This is a genomic window from Photobacterium panuliri, assembly GCF_059920555.1.
The window spans coordinates 257,227-273,733 of sequence record NZ_CP197193.1 but is presented as its reverse complement, the minus strand read 5'-3'; the positions used below and the strand labels follow the sequence as shown (position 1 = coordinate 273,733).

Sequence of the window (16,507 nt, the reverse complement as noted above, 5' to 3'; positions counted from 1 at the left end):
GGAGCCACCATGTCACTTCTTTTGCCAACTTTCCCCTCATTATCGGGATAAAAATCTTGTTTATGCTTTTCAGGCACCCCATCACTATTAGCAACAAGACTAGCGAAGACGGCATAACAAAACGCCCGAATTAATCGGGCGCTTATGGCTATATGTAAGTTCCAGAAGACCGGGCTTTCCCTCAAGAACCTAACAACGCTACTTACACCCAAATTTAACGTTATATTGGATTTAGTTTTGCACTATCACACCAATACTCTGAGTAACTTTCATCCGCCCAACATTCGATTCTAATAGTGCCAAACTCTTTGTTGCCAGTATTGAGCTCTTCTGAAATGACTACTCTCTCTGCCGATAGCATAGTACTAATAGAATCAGCCAAATCCTCAGAACCAAACAGCTCAAGGACAGTGTTTTCGCTCTGAAGACGAACCTTTATCATGCCCTGTTCTTTTACTCGGCTCACTGTTAACTCAGAAATAAATTCTGGCCTTGTACATTCAAATAACGTCTCATAATCACCCATAAACGGCTCCATTTCATCAATGACATTTAGTCTCTATCCATGCACTCTGATGCTATCTGTCGGTACCTCAGTACGTTCGTCCATGCTGTAGTCGCGAATAACACCCGCCACTCTCAGTCTATAGCTTTCGAATATTCCACTTCGCCCTTTGACTTGCGCAAACCGATGGGCCTCTAAACGACGCCACTCCTGGATAGATGCTTCATCTTTCCAAAAAGATAGCGACAATACTTTGCCATTGTTTGTAAGACTCTGGAAACGTTCTATTGAAATAAAGCCTTCAATTTCTGAAAGCAGTGGCCTAATTTCACTTGCAATATCCAGATATTCTGAAGTTTTACCTTCTGCAACTTGTACCTCAAAGATAACAGCAATCATAACTTACCAACCAACTGAATAATTTTATCTATTCTAACCATTTTCCAGCACAGAAAGTCTTTTTTCCATGCCATCTTGGTTCTTTGTCAATTTACAGCCTACCATTGTCGGGATGGAAGCCAGCGGCGGTTCTCATTACTGGGTGCGGAAGTTAATCAAGCTCGGCCATACTGCTAAGATCATGGTATCAAAATATGTAGCGCCTTTCAGGGCGTGTTGTTATATTTATTTACCTGCTACATTTCTGCACTTTAAAGTGATATTTTAAGTCAACTAATTTTTGTCGGTTTTTCACAAGTAATAGATATAGGGAAGCCTGTATTGATATTTTGTGTGAGTGAATGAGCAAATGCCTTGCAGAAGCAACCTTCAATACTATAGAAATATTCCACATCTCCTTCTTTATAGAAGAGATTTGAGCCTGATAGCGTAACTTGAACAAAATCTTCAAAAATAAACTGAAAAATAACTTCCATATGATAATGATATTTATCTTCCATGATTTTTGATTCAATAACACTAAATTGATCCGTTAGAAATCCTTCAACGATATCTTGTGCAATATCTTTGTTGATGTTTCTATCTGTAGGTATTAATCGAATGGAAGGTGATACTGAACTTCCTTCTCTATGTAAAGCGATTAATCCTTCATCTATTTCAAACTCATTTATCAACTCTTTGTTAAGACTTGATTTTAAAACAATAAGAAAACTCTTTGACATTATTAGATTAGCCTTTAATTTACTTCTCGATAGTTAATAGAAAGATAACGAATGACATGGACTCCCCCTCATCCAGACTCTGCCACACCTAATGAGTCTGAATAAGAAAACGTTCAGAGGCCACCATGTCACTTTCTATCTATGGGATTGATTTAGCCAAATCATTCCTTCAGTATCCACGGCGAGAATGCCAATGGCAACCCCCTGATCCACAAAACAATATCTCGAGCAATGGTACTCACAATTTTTGCTAACTTGCCGCCTGCCATTATCGGAATGAAAGCCTGCGGCAGTTCCAATTACAAAACTATGGGTGTCTTGTTTATTTATGGGCTTATTAGTAACAAACAAGCCGCTGCACTAATTGGTATTGCCCCCATCAATCGAAAGAATCAACGCTATAACGGCAAGCGAGTCATTCAGGGGGACGAGCACATGTACGCACCGTGCTCTACATGACTATGATGTCTGCGATGCAGGGAAACCGAAAAAAGTCGCCATTATTGCGTATGTAAGGAAAGATGGTTGTGATCTTAAATGCGATGATTCGAGATGGCGTCATGTGGAACAAAAACATAGCCAGAAATTAGCTATTGACGCCATAGTCGTTTGTTAACCGTTTACTTGATAGTGCATTCCTGCATATTTCGGACTAAACCCTTCAGGAAACTCACTATTTTTGTCATATAGTGAGCCTTCAAAGTTAGCACCATCAACTTCGGTTTCACCACCTAAATTGTCTTTTCCCAGCTTCGCGCCTCTGAAGTCACAATTCGTCAATAATGCACCGGACAAAATAGCACCTCTCAAATCACAATTACGAAAATCACATCCGCTAAAATCTGAATTCGACAAATTAGCCCAGTAAAGAATCGAATGCCTGAAGCATCGGCCACGTAAGCCTTTCTGCCCAATGAAAAATAAACCTGATAAATCGGCACCCTCATAGTCACAACCTGGCACCGCCACATAGGAGGTTAAGATATGATTGCCACTATCATCTTGAATTGATAATCGAGTTTTCTTAGTCATACGGTTAACAGCTTATTACCCTGAATTCTCGTTTAAACCACGGCTTAAACACGCTCTTCCACAGAACTCACAGCTAATCCAATCCTTTATATTCAGCAGCTTAACATTGATGCATATTCTCATGAAGCGTTTTTTAGCCCCACGCAGAGTAAGAATTCGGATTTAACGAGATCTCACATACATACAAGACAACAAAATAAACTAATATAAATCAGTATTTTAAATAAATAGCAAGAGCAAAAGTGAGCCAGTGGGGGCTCGTTAATAGAGAATCAATTTTGTAGATTTCGGGATAGAACATTCTAACGGTGGTTATATACAGTTTATTGCTACAAGGCTTGAGGGATGTCGCTGAAACCGACAAGGAAAGGTTCTTTAGAAACAAGATGATTTTGATGGGACAGATTTTGAGGGATTAGTCGTTACACGATAGGAACAATCTGCCAATAATGGCATTAACAGATTGTCCCATTATTCATTATGCCTGCTGGGTTTCACGCTCTTGCTGCTGGACAACTCGGCGTTGTTTTAGATATCGCCAAATCAGCGGCGCACCACGGTAGGTGAACAAGGCCGTCAAGATTAATGCGCAGCCCATCAGCTTATAATCCGGCATGGCTTCGGCATACCACACCACACTTAGAACCACCGTCCAAACTGGTTCCAAAATCATAATAATCGCCGCATTAACCGGGCTGCTGTCTTTCTGCCCGGCGGTCATCATCACATAGCGCAGGCTGGTTGCCACCAAGGTACTTAGCAAGAACCAACCCCAGATCTCCGCGCTGACACTCACAGGTGCAGATTCAAAAAACAGTGAGGCCAACAAACCAAGGCAACCGGTAACAAACAACTGCAAGCTGGTTAGCACCAATGTCGGCAGGCGGCGGGCATACTTGCTGTTGAAATTGAAATGCACGGCAATCATCACGGCCGCCGCCATAAAATAGCTCTGGCTCAAGGAGAACTGCCAACCATTACCGCCCCCTAACGAGAGCATCAATAGTCCCATCACGGCGATAGGCAACGCGAGCCAGAAGATTCTTGGCGGTGCCTGCTTGAACAGCGGCCAGCCTACCAAAGGCACAAACAGCATCGACAAACTCATGATAAATGCTCCTTCCCCCAGCGTATCACTGGCTGAAATCGCATAAATCCACATCAAGAGCGCGGTACCTAGCAAACACCCCACCCCCATGGCTTTCGCGATGTCCGAGCGACTCACATGTCGAAACGAGCGCCAGCAAAAGGGTAGCAGACACAAAGAGGCAATAAAAAATCTCAACCCGATAAAGCCAAACGGCGGCAATCCGGCAATCGCTTCCTTCGAAAAAATCCATCCTGCGGCAGCCAATACGGTGGTCGCGAGCAAAATGAGGTCAGCACGGCGTTCTGCCTGCATCATATCAATAGTTCCTAAAATGGGACGACGGCAGACAAGCCGCGCTTAAAAAAGAGATCCCCAAGCAAGGTAACTTGGGCGTATCCATCTTCCCATGAGTCCCACGGTAGTGACAATCACTCAAGCACTATTTTTTATCACTACAACATGACCGTCAGTATAAAATTCGTGATCCTGCGTAAAGTTAATCGGCTCACTCACCTTGTAGGTGGAAACCTGCCATCCCTGCGCCTGCGCCCGTTCGGCCAGCCTGTCCCGTTCGACATCCACATACGGGTCAATACCGTGTAGCACCGTTAATATCCCTTTGTAGAAAGACAGCTCCAGACGGTTATCGTAACTCACCGCTCCCAGCCAGATATCTTGCTGCGTTACAGCATCTACCCCAGCGAACCACCAGCGCATATGGTTGCGTTTAACTAAATCCCCTTTTTCCTGATAAGCCAATCGCTGCGGCTGTTTGTTCCAATAAAGATCGGATATCGGGGGCTCTTGACGACGCAGCAAGTCCAAGTACACGCTGAAGCTGATCTCGTCACGCGAAAAGGTCTTGTTCTGAATCCAGCCCAGCTCCTTCATCAGCTGTTGAGGCGATGCGCCAATTAATACGATATTCATGGGCTGTGAGTCGTCATAAACCGCCGACAGGCCAGAGTAAACATGGTAGTCGAGCTGCCCCAATGAGCTCACCGCTTGAGTATGAGGCTCCAGCGGCTCATCAAACTGGTAGGCAGAAGAGTTGAAAAAGTGGATATAATTCACCCCAAGCATTGCCAATAGCCAACTGGCAACAATCGCCCCGAACTTCGCCTTATGGCGGCGAAAACGGCGGTAACACACCACACTGAAAATGACAGCCACCACCACACCGAACAGCAATATGGCGTTTTCCTGAAGAACCAGCTGAATATCAGACCAAGGCGGCAAAAACGATATCCCCTTGCTGCCAACATAGCCCAGCGCAATAAACTGGCCGATGCCCACTACCAGCCCGACGCTCGACCACAAGGTAAATTTGGCCCAAGATACTCGGTAGGATCCCACCAAGAACGGCATCACCCATGCCACGGCCCCCAGCAATCTTGCCATTGCAATCACCAATACCCCGCGTTTGTTGAGCTCCAGCTTTGCCCTGGCAAAAGCGCGCCGAGATTTGGGAAACTTTGCCGTAACGTAACGCCGCCCCTGCATGCCGTACTTTCGCCCAATCATGTAGCTGATCTGATCGCCCAGAAAGCCCCCGATCAGCACTGCCGGTATCCCATAGTAGACCCCGGTACTAAGCAGGTATCCAGCGCCCACAAAAAACGGTTCGCCGTGGACAAAAAAATTCGCACCGATGACGGCGTCCAACAGGGCGCCGCCAAACAGTACCCACCAAGACAGCATTACGCCGCTCCGCCTTGCTGTGCCGCTGTACTCTTAGCCTGATCCTCATAATGGCCGAACTGGTAATCCATTTCGTTGTTGCGCATTTCGCCAAAGAAGAAGCGGCGGACATTGGCCTTGAAGTACGTCAGCCCCATGCTGAAAAAGCCTTCTTGCTCCAAGCGGCGCGGATCAAAACTGAACGTCAGCGGCAGCATCCGGAATTTGAACGTCTGGGAAGCGCGTCTGACATAATCGCAGTCTTCACAAAGCACTATTTTCTCGTCAAAACCACCGATTCTCTGGTGGGCATGCTTGGTTGAAAAGATGCACGCACCTACCGCCGTCGGGAAAAAGAACGATGTTGTCAACAAACCCGCATTGAACAGGCCGTAACCCAAGCAGTAACCCAATGCCAGCTCATCGCCGTTCATATAGACGCCTGCCACTTCCAGCGGCTTCTTCTTGAACTGATGCATGGCCTTAGCAAGAAAATCCGGCGCCAACCGCACATCGGCATCAAGAAACAGCAAGCGCTCATGGGTTGCCAGCTCCGCCCCCGTATTACGGCCAAGCGATGTACCACGGCCATCCATACGGTGAACAATCAAGTTTTGAAAAGCCTTTCCGAACCCACGGGCAACCTCGCAGGTTTTGTCCTCGGAGTTGGAATCGACCACAACCACTTCAAAATCACGGTACGTCTGGTTAGACAAATCCTCCAACAAACGGCCAATACGCTTTTCTTCATTCAGGGTAATAATTACGACACTAATCATGAGCTTCTCCCAGTATTCTGTACTTTGTTACCCTCAACGATACGATACGGTGTATTAACCTTTCTTGAGGCTGATATTCATATTCTGTTCACTCTTTTAAATCGCCAACAGAGCCCTTTATTTTCAGTACGTTGAAAACAAAACAGGATGGATAAAAATAAAAAAATCCCGGACTATGCCGGGATTTTCTATCAATAATATTCAGCCAGTGCGATCAATACGCCAGCCACTAACGCCTTAGCGCATTGAGCTTAAGCTGAGCCTGTCCCAATACGCTATCTACAGGATAGCTGCCGTCCAGTGCCATTTCACCGGCTGGCTGGCCCGTCAAAATCGAGATAGCCTCCTTGACGTGGCTAATGGCCCAGATATGGAACTCACCGCGCTCAACCGCTTCCACAATGTCTTTGCGCAGCATCAGGTTATGCACGTTGGAGGCCGGAATAATCACCCCCTGCCCAGACTCGCGCCCCTTGATGCTGCACACATCAAAGAATCCCTCAATTTTCTGATTCACCCCACCAATTGGCTGGGCGGCACCAAACTGGTTCATCGAGCCGGTAATGGCCACGCCTTGACGTAGAGGAACCTGTGAAAAGGCAGAAACAATCGCACACAGCTCGGCCATTGAAGCACTATCACCATCAACGCCCCCGTAGGACTGCTCGAACGTGATATGCGTCGTCAGCGGGATCCGGTTCTCACGGCCGAACATCGACGCAAGGTATGCCGATAGGATCATCACCCCTTTCGAGTGAATACGCCCGCCCAAATCAACGCTGCGCTCGATATCAAATACCCCACCAGCCCCATACGCCGTGGTTGCCGTGATCCGGTTCGGAGCACCGAACTGATAATCGGACGTTGAAATCACCGACAGACCATTGATCTGCCCGACGACTTCACCGTAAGTGTCAATCAGCGTCGTACCATTAGTGAAGGTTTGCATGACATGATCTTTAAGCCGACTGACTCGCTTCTCTTGGCTCTGCAACGCCTGCTCAACATGGGTCGCCCGGATCATGGTTGCATTGGAGGATTTAGCAACGTAATTGGATTCGCGCAGCAAATTGGCGATATCGGCCGAGTGCAGCGACAATTTGTTTTGATCATCGGCCTGGCGAGAACTGTATTCGATGATCCTGGCGATCGCCTTGCGATCACAGTGCAACATATTGTTATCATTTACGATGCTGGAGATAAACTTGGCGTACTGCGCCTCCGACTCATCAGTGCGCTGCATCTCATCCTCAAAATCCGCAGTCACCCGGAACAGCTCGCTAAATTCAGGATCATAGTGTTGCAGCAACTGGTAAGTCTGGTAGTCGCCGAACAAAATGATCTTCACATTAAGCGGGATCGGCTCAGGATCGAGGGAAATCGTGCCGGACAGGGTCACTTCCTTCTCCAGCGAGCTGACGCTGAGCTTGCGCGAACGCAGCGCACGCTTAAGGCCATCCCAAACATACGGCCGCTCAAGCACCTTCACCGCATCCATCAGCAAAACCCCACCGTTGGCACGATGCAGGCTGCCCGCTCGAATCAAAGAGAAGTCGGTAAACACCGTGCCTTTGAAGGTCGCATTTTCGACATAACCAAAAATAGAGTGGTAGTTGGGGCTTTCCTCCACCACGATAGGAAACTGCTCTTCGCCCTGATTGACCAACACATTGATCTGGTAGCGCCGAGGCATCTTCTTATCGAGGGCAGCATAGGCCAGTGCCACCTGCTCTTCGCTTTCTTCAAGAAAGATTTCAAGATTATCAAGAATGTCAGCCTGCATCGCCTTGAGGTACTTCTTCACATCCGGCAACGGCTTGTATTTCTCAAGCAACGGCTTAATAAAGTGGGTAACCACATCCAGCGCAACTTCTTCGTTGAGCTTCTGAATTTTGTCAGAGAATTCTTCTTCGTACTCTGTTAGCTCACGAACAATGCCACGCAGCTTGTATTCCAAGTCATTGATGACTGTTTCAAACGCCTTCTGCTGTTCGGCGGTCAGTTGGGCAAACGACTCCTCGGTATGCGGCTGCTCTCCGTTAAGCGCCACTAGCTGGTAATCACCTGCTGGCGTTACCGACAGACTCACGCTTTTTTCCTGTGCTTCCTTGGTCAACGACAGCAATGCCCCTTGCTGCTTTTCCGCCAACTGATTTTTCAGCGTTTCCGAACGACTGAAATACATTTCGTTATCGAAAGCCATTGGCAGCGCCTTGACCAGACGGGTCATCAACTTTTCGATATCTTTTTTAAATGCCTGACCATGCCCAGCTGGCAACGTCAGAATACGAGGGCTGCGAGGCTCGTCAAAGTTGGCCACGTAACACCAATCATAAAGAGGGTGACCATTACCGTTAGGATCATGGCGGTTCAGGTAGCGCAATACCATGGTTCGCTTACCCAAACCATTACGGCCGATGGCATAGATATTGTAACCCTTCTCCTTGATCGACATGGCAAACTCAACGGCCTTCTGGGCACGTTCCTGACCGACGATCTCATCAAGCGGGGTTAGATTTTTGGTTGACTTGCAGTCTTCGGGCAAGCCATTCAACTCAGAAGCGCGATACAGTTTGTCACTGCCTAGCGATGTAATACTCATATGGCTCCCTCCATAAACAGGTACTTATCACCAGTGTAACCAGCTTGTTATTATTTTTTAGTGACTTAAACGATGTTTACTGCCGCAAGCATCAAAATGTACCGTGTTTGGTGGTTTTATAACCATATTTACGCAACTCACAGCTATCAAGACTTCTTATACAAATATCTTTATTCTCCCTTGGCAAAGTCCTAGCACTTTACCCATAAGCAATGCACACAAGCCACTTGCTCCTTGGCTCGAAATACCTGATGGCTAACCGTTTGACTTGGTGATTTTCAGACTTAAAATCATGCAGATAAAACCAAAGCGTCAAACAAATCACTAAACCGCTAATTAAGTAGATCACAAGGACGAAAGCCCATGAGCGAACAATACAACAGCGAAATTTCACAGCATTATGCTGCCTATCGGCCACCGCTCCACCAGATGATCCTCAACGAGATCCTGGCCGGACAGCACCTTGCCTGCGGCATTGATATTGGTTGTGGAACGGGCATTTCAACCGTTGCGCTTAGCCACTACTGCCAAAACGTTTACGGTATCGATCCAAGCCAAGATATGCTGGATCAAACTAAGCCCGCAGATGGCATCCATTACTCACAGGGCTCAGGGGAACACCTACCATTACCCGACCATTGTGCCGATGTCGTCACCTTCGCCGGTTCGCTCTCTTATGCCAAGTCTGATGCCTTAGTGACGGAGCTTAAGCGGGTCTGCGCCGCCAATGCCACCGTCATTGTATACGATTTCGAGGTATTGCTCTGCGAATATATGTCTCTGCTAGGCATCGAGACTGCGGCAACCCCATCCAACTATGATCACGCCATCAACCTGAGTGATTACAAAACACTTGTTGAACGTCAGATCATAACCAGCCAATTAACGCTGGATGTCAGTGCACAGCAGCTCGCACATATCTTATTTTCTTCATCAACCCGCTATGAGCAACTCTGCCAGCACTTCGGCCAACAGGGTGCGTTTGCATCCGTGGTAGAAAAACTTGGGGGTATCAATGCGCTTTTGCCTATAAAGGTTGATATCTACTATTCAACCTATACCGCAAACAGCCATTGATAAGATGGAGCGATGAGTTGCTGAGTTTTATTACACTTTTCGTGTTAAGCGGATTTTATTTCTGGTCAGGCGAGGACAATCCATCCCGCAGGGAAGCCTATTGGGCGATGGCAGTCTATGGCATTTACATTGTCATTCATACACTTGTCCCGCCCTTTCCCATCGGAACCTCAAGCCATTTCGGCCAGCTGTACGGTTTTCTTCCGATGATCAGCTTCGGGGCGATTTTATTCCCTCACTTCAATTCACACTCACCTGAAACAGTCACCAAAACATTAGGATGGCTAGGGCTGATCACCGTTACCGTGATCCTGCTTATCTTCAAATGCTTCGTTTGGTAACTTTCTCATTGCCACCCGTGAAGGTGGCAATGGCAAAGCGGTATTAGCGGGGTTTGGCGACATATTCATAGCTATCACCACGTTTTTTGTAGTAATGGTTGTCAATAATGGCATATGTTGCACCGGCGATAATGGCAAATGTCGCGATCTCCGGCAAACGGCTTCGATGATAATGGTGATGCCTCGGCTCTTTGTGCACGACCACAACCTTCTTCTTGTAATGGTGATGATGGTGGTGGTGATGATGGTGTTTATGCTTGTGCTTGTGGTGTTTATGATGATGACGGCCACCCGCCTCAGCTATGCCCGGCATCCCAAGCGACATCACCAGCGCCGCAACAACCATTGCCACCGCCCGCTTCGGCTTTCTTGCTGATGTGGCAGGAACGCTCTGAGGGGAGGCAGAATGGACGATAGCAAATTTTTTCATAGGGTCTCTCCTAAACAATTGGGCTCAGGATAGCTCCCCAAATTAAAAACAATGTTCGGCTAATGTAAAACTACGTCAGGATTTGGCAAATTTTATTTCGTCGCAGGTTGATTAACTCGCCCCTAGTTATGCAGCACTTCCGTATCCGTCACTCAATAATGCAATCTAGTATTGCCATTATTACACGTTCATTTTTCATAATTTGGCGTATAGTTTATCTATCGGTTGCGGCAATACCCACAACCATGCCAAGCGCCCTACCGCTTGGCGGGAGATGATGTTCCTCCTTTAACCGCCTTTCTTGATCGGCCTTGTGCCATTTGCTCAAAAAGGATAATGACGTCTAGCAACACGGCACTGAATGGCCGGGGATCTGTCTTTGTTCTCATCAACAAAGCGGAATGTTGTTAGCGTTCATATATCCTCCCCCATTCTTTGCTCACTATTTCAAGCTGACACTGAGAGCAAGAGCAATGCAATATTCCACTGAAATTCAAAATATGTGTCCGATCCAACGTGGCCCACAACATGCGTCAGCCCCTATCCCTGTCGAAGGCCGCTGGGTGAGCCCGAAAGATGTAATTGCCATTTCCGGTGTCAGCCACGGTGTTGGCACATGTGCCCCGCAACAAGGCGCAGCCAAACTGACCTTGAACGTGAAAAACGGCATTATCGAAGAAGCCCTTATCGAAACAATCGGCTGTTCAGGCATGACCCACTCGGCAGCAATGGCCTCTGAACTCATCACCGGCAAAACTATCCTCGAAGCACTCAACACCGACTTGGTGTGCGATGCCATCAACGTTGCAATGCGTGAAATTTTCCTTCAGTACGTCTATGGCCGTACCCAGACCGCCTTCTCGCTGGACGGCTTGCCAATTGGCGCCGGGCTGGAAGACTTAGGCAAGGGCCTACGCAGCCAAATCGGCACCCACTACGGCACACGCGCCAAAGGGCCACGTTACATGGAAATGGCGGAAGGCTATATCACCAAACTGGCCCTCGATGAAAACGACGAAATCATCGGCTACCGCTTTGTCAATCTTGGAAAAATGATGGAATCCATCGGTAAAGGTACGCCCGCCGAGCAAGCAATGGAGCAGGCTACGGGCCAATACGGCCGATTCGACGAAGCGGTTCGCACTATCGACCCGCGCCATGAGTGATGATGTGCAACCTGCATCATTGACTGTGACACCGTCACCAAGCCAGCTAACGACAACGATTTATCGAGGACATCATCATGGCAGCACTATTTGAAAGCTACGACCGCCGCATTAACCAAATCACCCCAGTACTGGAAAAATACGGTTTCCAATCACTCGAAGAGGCTCAGGCATACTGCAAGGAGCAAGGCGTAGACCCATACCAGATCGTCAAGGAAACCCAGCCGATTGCATTTGAAAATGCGTCTTGGGCCTATGTCCTAGGTGCAGCAATTGCCCTAAAAGAAGGCGCGACAACAGCCGCCCAAGCCGCAGACTATCTCGGTGAAGGCCTGCAGGCTTTTTGTATTCCGGGATCCGTTGCAGACCAACGCAAAGTCGGCCTTGGCCACGGCCGCTTGGGCGCACGCCTGCTCAGCGAGGAAACCCAATGCTTCTGTTTCCTTGCCGGCCATGAATCCTATGCGGCTGCCGAAGGGGCAATCAAAATCGCCCTTAATGCCAACAAAGTACGCCAACAGCCGCTGCGCGTGATCCTCAATGGCCTAGGCAAAGATGCCGCCTACCTGATCTCCCGTATCAACGGCTTCAACTACGTACAAACCCAGTATGACTATGACACCGGCGAATTGCGCGTTGTTAAAGAACGTCGCTTCTCACAAGGCCCACGCGGCGAGATCAACTGCTACGGAGCTGATGATGTGAGCGAGGGCGTTGCGATCATGCACCGGGAAAATGTCGACATCTCAATTACCGGCAACTCCACCAACCCGACCCGCTTCCAGCACCCAGTAGCAGGTACCTACAAAAAAGAACGCCTCGAAACAGGCAAAGCCTACTTCTCTGTTGCCTCTGGTGGCGGTACAGGCCGTACCCTACACCCAGACAACGTTGCTGCGGGCCCAGCCTCATACGGTATGACAGACACTATGGGGCGGATGCACTCCGACGCCCAGTTTGCCGGTTCTTCATCCGTACCAGCCCACGTTGAAATGATGGGACTGATCGGCATGGGCAACAACCCGATGGTCGGTGCGACTGTAGCCGTTGCTGTAGCCATCGAACAAGCGCAGAAATAACAGGCGACTGATTCCCTAGAAAATCGACTCTGACTCTCCTTTTTTTCAAGGTCAAGGGAGAGTCAGAGGGGGAAGATATCGAGCTAAAATCAACGAGACTTGAGTTGCAGCAAATCCCACTTATTGCCATAGAGATCTTGGAATACCACAACAGTGCCATATTCCTCGACACGCGGTTCTTCGTTAAATACCACCCCATTTGCTTTCATGTGTTCGTAATCTCGCCAAAAATCATTCGTCTGCAAGAATAAAAAGACACGGCCACCGGTCTGGTTACCTACTGACTTCAATTGCTCTTCTGTACTCGCTTGGGCCAATAGTAAATTCGTCCCGTTTGAATTCGGCGGTGATACCTGTACCCACCGCTTCCCGCCACCTAAATCGGTATCCTCAATCAGCGTGAATTGTAGCTTTTTTGTGTAAAAATCAATGGCATCATCATAATTTTCAACAACAAGCGCAACATTACCGATTTGTTGCTGGACTGACTTACTCATAATACGAACCTATTAGCTAATCTATTTCATATAGAATCCAAGATAACGCAAGAATTCAATATCCACCGCCATCACGATAGAACAACTTTACGTTGATGGTCTATCCCAATAAATATTTATATTATTTATAATGTTCCTCGATTGCTTTATTGTCTCAATATTTATTTTGTTACCGACATGTAATTATGAGAGTAATAAAACTTACATCTACCACTTGAATTTTATAATAACTGCACGGTACAAAATGACTAAAATAAAACTCACTGATGCACTCATAGCTGATTGCCTCGTCTGCAACCCAAAAATCAAAACCATTGAATATTTTGGTACAGCAGAGCAACCTGTGTGGAGCGACATTGGCGCTGCATTCCCGAATGTCAGGGAGATTTTAGACCGCGTGACGTGTGCGCCTCGCACTCTCAATGCTGATTTTTTCCGTGCCTTCCCTAACTTAAACGAACTAGCAACAGATGCAGCACTTGACCTGACGGGGCTTAATACGGACGAAATGCCCCTCATTACCAATATGCTTGGTGATGCCATTTTAAATAATGGCGCAGATCTAGGGCTATTTTTAAGCCGATGCCAGGACAAAGTACTTTCGGTAACGGTATTGTCTGGTGATATTGCCATCCCCAAAGAAGAGATACCCCGAGTACATCAACTGTCATTGAATTTAGTGGATGTAGACAATGTCGATTTTGATTTCTCACTATGTGATCGCCTGAAACACCTCAATATCAATCAACCCAAAAGCAAAGCACCACTTTCATTAACGTACAAAATGCCTCGCCAATTTGACAGTTTGTTACTGCAAGTCCACAAACTTGGCGAAACAAAGATTGAATCGCCCAAGAAGATGAAACATTTGGATTTCGGCATTAAGTCGCTCCAAAAAGGCTGCGAGATTCAAATCAATGGGCTGGCTGAATGCGACAAATTCAACTTTCACTTAGCCGGAAAAGTCATACCCGAAAATCTATATCCGGATCTTAAGCATATAAATTATCTTTCGTTGTCTCTTCCGGGTGTGGCTGGCGAAATCCCCCCTGCGTTTTTGTCAGGCATCGAGACAATCAAGTACGAACTGACTCTGATGCAAGACGTCGCCTATACGACGTTACATCCTCTGCTCACTCGATGCACAGATCTTGAAAAACTTATTGCGCCAACGCTTAGTTTGGCCAACATCGGCGCACTTACCGCAGCCCCCCAGCTTAGAAACTTAGAAATAACAGGCGAGGCGATGAATGGCGACATTTGGCCTCAGATGCAATCGCTCGTTTCGCTATCTATCGACAAAGCTGTGGGTACTGAACTTCCAGCCGGATTGCGAGCACACCAAAACGTATGCTACTTAACATTAACCAACTGTGCCCTTTCTGGCTTGGGGGATCTCTCATCCATGAGCGATCTCAAGTACGCCTATATTTTTATGGACGCAAAATCGGATGCTGCGAGAGAGATGACGTTTAATGAATTGCTCACCGTATCCGATTTAAAATCCGTCAAACTAGAACCGCACCCACAATCGCAACCGATTGAAATGTTAAGGCACTTACACGGAAGATTATACGCACACAACATTACCCTTAAACGGGCTAAAATGGCACGCCGGGGTGCACAGCTAGTTGATGAAAGCCGTATTCTCCAGCAAAGCGATTTACCAGATGCAACCAAATCGCGTTTATTCACCCTGCTTTACAACACAACCAATCTTGCACAGCTAGTCTGTGACGATCCGCTATTGCATCTAACCTTCTTGGAAGCAGGCTATAAACCTCTGCATGCCGGTACAATGAAATGGCTTGGTGAACAGGCAAAGCGCAACCTGCAAGCAAAGCCACTGGATGCCAATAGCCGACTGTTTATCTGTGGCAAGAGCTACCTTAAGCAGGCAGAACTCAATAAAAAAGCCAAAGAATACCAATTCACCCTTGCCAAGCAGCTCGACGATCAAGTAACCCATGTAGTGATCGGTAAGGATCCTGTCTCCACCGCTCAAATTGATCTCGCTATTCATACCCTCATTGATGACACGGCATTGAATGAGTGGTTTGAGCACCAAGCCCCCAAGTTTATGCAACAGCCTGAATCAAGCAAGCAAGGCATGATCGATAATATTATCGCCATGCTGCGCTCACCGGATCAGAGCGCCCATCTGGTAGCTATTGCGATGCTCGAACAAGGCGGTGTTACCGATGAGATGTTAATGCCGATGTTTTATGTGCTAAAAACCAGTGCAGATAAAGCCTTTCGCAATAAAATGCGTGAGTTACTCAAAGGCAAAGGCTGCGGGATGTTCCAGAAGGCCGTTCACGACAAAGTGATGTTCCATGACGTACGTGACTTGAACGATGTAGGCATGCCTGCTGGTGAGGGGGAATTTTATAAGCGGTTGTCTCGACGGGTGAAACATTGGGGTGAAGATCTATGCTTGGCGTTTTCTCGCGAATATTTCCATCATCATGGTGATGGTTTGTTATTCCTTTTATCTCGTAAAGAATTACCTCGTAACGAAGAATCGCCAATACGTGTCGATGCGATTAATGATTTAGTTGAGGGCGAGACGCTCAATTGGCATCGAGGATGCGGTTTTCACCTTGTGCTCGCAAATGCCAATGAGAAACAACGGCAAGATTGTCACCAAGGACCACAATATTATTTAACTGATGGCTATGTGACAGATCTAAAAACGGTATTACCAACATGGTTACCTAAAGAACGCACTATTCGCGAACTTAACCTTGAGAACTGTAATCTGGGGGCCTTGCCAAAAGGGTTCGAGCATTATACTGACATTACTCGATTAAGCCTGCGTTTCAATCACCTGTCGGAATTGCCCGCCAGCCTCAAAAAACTGACCAAACTTGAAGAGCTTGATTTATCTTACAATCATTTCTACGAGTTTCCGGCGATATTATACAAATTGAAGTCACTGAAAAAGCTCGACTTTAGACGTGCAAGTCAGCCCGACATTTTCGGTGACTACCAAACCAAATATGACCTTGTGACTGTACCGCAAGATTTTCGCGATGCATTTCCAGATTGTATCATTCTTGATGGTGCAGACGCCTAAATATCACGTCATTTAGCGCCCACACACCA

At 47.2% G+C, this 16,507-nt stretch carries 15 protein-coding genes, 1 pseudogene and 1 riboswitch; of the genes and pseudogenes, 6 read left to right on the top strand and 10 right to left on the bottom strand.

All coding sequences use genetic code 11. The features are described from left to right. Nucleotides 1-220: 220 nt before the first annotated feature. The 3 genes from ACSF8X_RS17370 to ACSF8X_RS17360 form a co-directional block, all read right to left on the bottom strand. Nucleotides 221-526, bottom strand: coding sequence for a hypothetical protein (locus ACSF8X_RS17370; RefSeq protein WP_500851806.1), 306 nt, complete (start codon nucleotides 524-526; stop codon nucleotides 221-223). Nucleotides 527-559: 33 nt separating this feature from the next. After that, entirely contained in the window at nucleotides 560-904 is a 345-nt protein-coding gene (locus ACSF8X_RS17365; protein WP_500851805.1) for an antibiotic biosynthesis monooxygenase family protein, read from the bottom strand. A gap of 269 nt (nucleotides 905-1,173) precedes the next feature. Beyond that, entirely contained in the window at nucleotides 1,174-1,626 is a 453-nt protein-coding gene (locus ACSF8X_RS17360; protein ID WP_500851804.1) for a hypothetical protein, read from the bottom strand. A gap of 330 nt (nucleotides 1,627-1,956) precedes the next feature. Here ACSF8X_RS17360 and ACSF8X_RS17355 point away from each other — a divergent pair. Further along, nucleotides 1,957-2,216 (top strand): annotated as a pseudogene (locus ACSF8X_RS17355) (transposase); the annotation flags it as partial. A 22-nt stretch (nucleotides 2,217-2,238) separates the two neighbouring features. On the opposite strand, the gene ACSF8X_RS17350 reads toward ACSF8X_RS17355, so the two are convergent. The 5 genes from ACSF8X_RS17350 to ACSF8X_RS17330 all read right to left on the bottom strand — a co-directional run bounded on the left by ACSF8X_RS17350 (nucleotide 2,239) and on the right by ACSF8X_RS17330 (nucleotide 8,809). Continuing rightward, nucleotides 2,239-2,658 (bottom strand): pentapeptide repeat-containing protein, encoded by a 420-nt coding sequence (locus ACSF8X_RS17350; protein WP_500851803.1) that lies wholly within the window; start codon nucleotides 2,656-2,658, stop codon nucleotides 2,239-2,241. Between the two features lie 478 nt (nucleotides 2,659-3,136). Beyond that, nucleotides 3,137-4,060, bottom strand: coding sequence for a DMT family transporter (locus ACSF8X_RS17345; protein ID WP_500852111.1), 924 nt, complete (start codon nucleotides 4,058-4,060; stop codon nucleotides 3,137-3,139). 120 nt (nucleotides 4,061-4,180) lie between these two features. Next, nucleotides 4,181-5,449, bottom strand: a complete 1,269-nt coding sequence (locus ACSF8X_RS17340) for an LssY C-terminal domain-containing protein (RefSeq protein ID WP_500851802.1) — start codon at nucleotides 5,447-5,449, stop codon at nucleotides 4,181-4,183. After that, nucleotides 5,449-6,207, bottom strand: a complete 759-nt coding sequence (locus ACSF8X_RS17335; RefSeq protein WP_500851801.1) for a glycosyltransferase family 2 protein — start codon at nucleotides 6,205-6,207, stop codon at nucleotides 5,449-5,451. The genes ACSF8X_RS17340 and ACSF8X_RS17335 overlap by 1 nt, the downstream gene beginning before the upstream one ends. A gap of 229 nt (nucleotides 6,208-6,436) precedes the next feature. Continuing rightward, nucleotides 6,437-8,809 (bottom strand): Lon protease family protein, encoded by a 2,373-nt coding sequence (locus ACSF8X_RS17330; RefSeq protein ID WP_047879871.1) that lies wholly within the window; start codon nucleotides 8,807-8,809, stop codon nucleotides 6,437-6,439. Nucleotides 8,810-9,172: 363 nt separating this feature from the next. Here ACSF8X_RS17330 and ACSF8X_RS17325 point away from each other — a divergent pair, with 363 nt between their 5' ends. Both ACSF8X_RS17325 and ACSF8X_RS17320 read left to right on the top strand, forming a co-directional pair. Further along, on the top strand, nucleotides 9,173-9,886 hold the full coding sequence (locus tag ACSF8X_RS17325) for a class I SAM-dependent methyltransferase (RefSeq protein ID WP_500851800.1): 714 nt from the start codon (nucleotides 9,173-9,175) through the stop codon (nucleotides 9,884-9,886). A gap of 17 nt (nucleotides 9,887-9,903) precedes the next feature. Next, on the top strand, nucleotides 9,904-10,227 hold the full coding sequence (locus ACSF8X_RS17320; RefSeq protein ID WP_047879869.1) for a hypothetical protein: 324 nt from the start codon (nucleotides 9,904-9,906) through the stop codon (nucleotides 10,225-10,227). Nucleotides 10,228-10,270: 43 nt separating this feature from the next. Here ACSF8X_RS17320 and ACSF8X_RS17315 read toward each other — a convergent pair whose 3' ends face one another. Then, complete coding sequence (locus ACSF8X_RS17315; protein ID WP_500851799.1) at nucleotides 10,271-10,657, bottom strand: hypothetical protein; 387 nt, start codon at nucleotides 10,655-10,657, stop codon at nucleotides 10,271-10,273. Nucleotides 10,658-10,918: 261 nt separating this feature from the next. Beyond that, nucleotides 10,919-11,010: riboswitch (Fluoride riboswitch) on the top strand. A gap of 120 nt (nucleotides 11,011-11,130) precedes the next feature. Here ACSF8X_RS17315 and ACSF8X_RS17310 point away from each other — a divergent pair. Both ACSF8X_RS17310 and ACSF8X_RS17305 read left to right on the top strand, forming a co-directional pair. After that, on the top strand, nucleotides 11,131-11,823 hold the full coding sequence (locus tag ACSF8X_RS17310; protein WP_500851798.1) for an iron-sulfur cluster assembly scaffold protein: 693 nt from the start codon (nucleotides 11,131-11,133) through the stop codon (nucleotides 11,821-11,823). Nucleotides 11,824-11,900: 77 nt separating this feature from the next. Beyond that, nucleotides 11,901-12,902 (top strand): GGGtGRT protein, encoded by a 1,002-nt coding sequence (locus ACSF8X_RS17305; protein ID WP_500851797.1) that lies wholly within the window; start codon nucleotides 11,901-11,903, stop codon nucleotides 12,900-12,902. Nucleotides 12,903-12,991: 89 nt separating this feature from the next. On the opposite strand, the gene ACSF8X_RS17300 is transcribed toward ACSF8X_RS17305, so the two are convergent. Next, nucleotides 12,992-13,399: a VOC family protein gene (locus ACSF8X_RS17300; protein WP_500851796.1), complete on the bottom strand. Its 408-nt coding sequence runs from the start codon at nucleotides 13,397-13,399 to the stop codon at nucleotides 12,992-12,994. A gap of 244 nt (nucleotides 13,400-13,643) precedes the next feature. Here ACSF8X_RS17300 and ACSF8X_RS17295 point away from each other — a divergent pair, with 244 nt between their 5' ends. Beyond that, nucleotides 13,644-16,478 (top strand): leucine-rich repeat domain-containing protein, encoded by a 2,835-nt coding sequence (locus ACSF8X_RS17295; RefSeq protein ID WP_500851795.1) that lies wholly within the window; start codon nucleotides 13,644-13,646, stop codon nucleotides 16,476-16,478. Nucleotides 16,479-16,507: the final 29 nt, after the last annotated feature.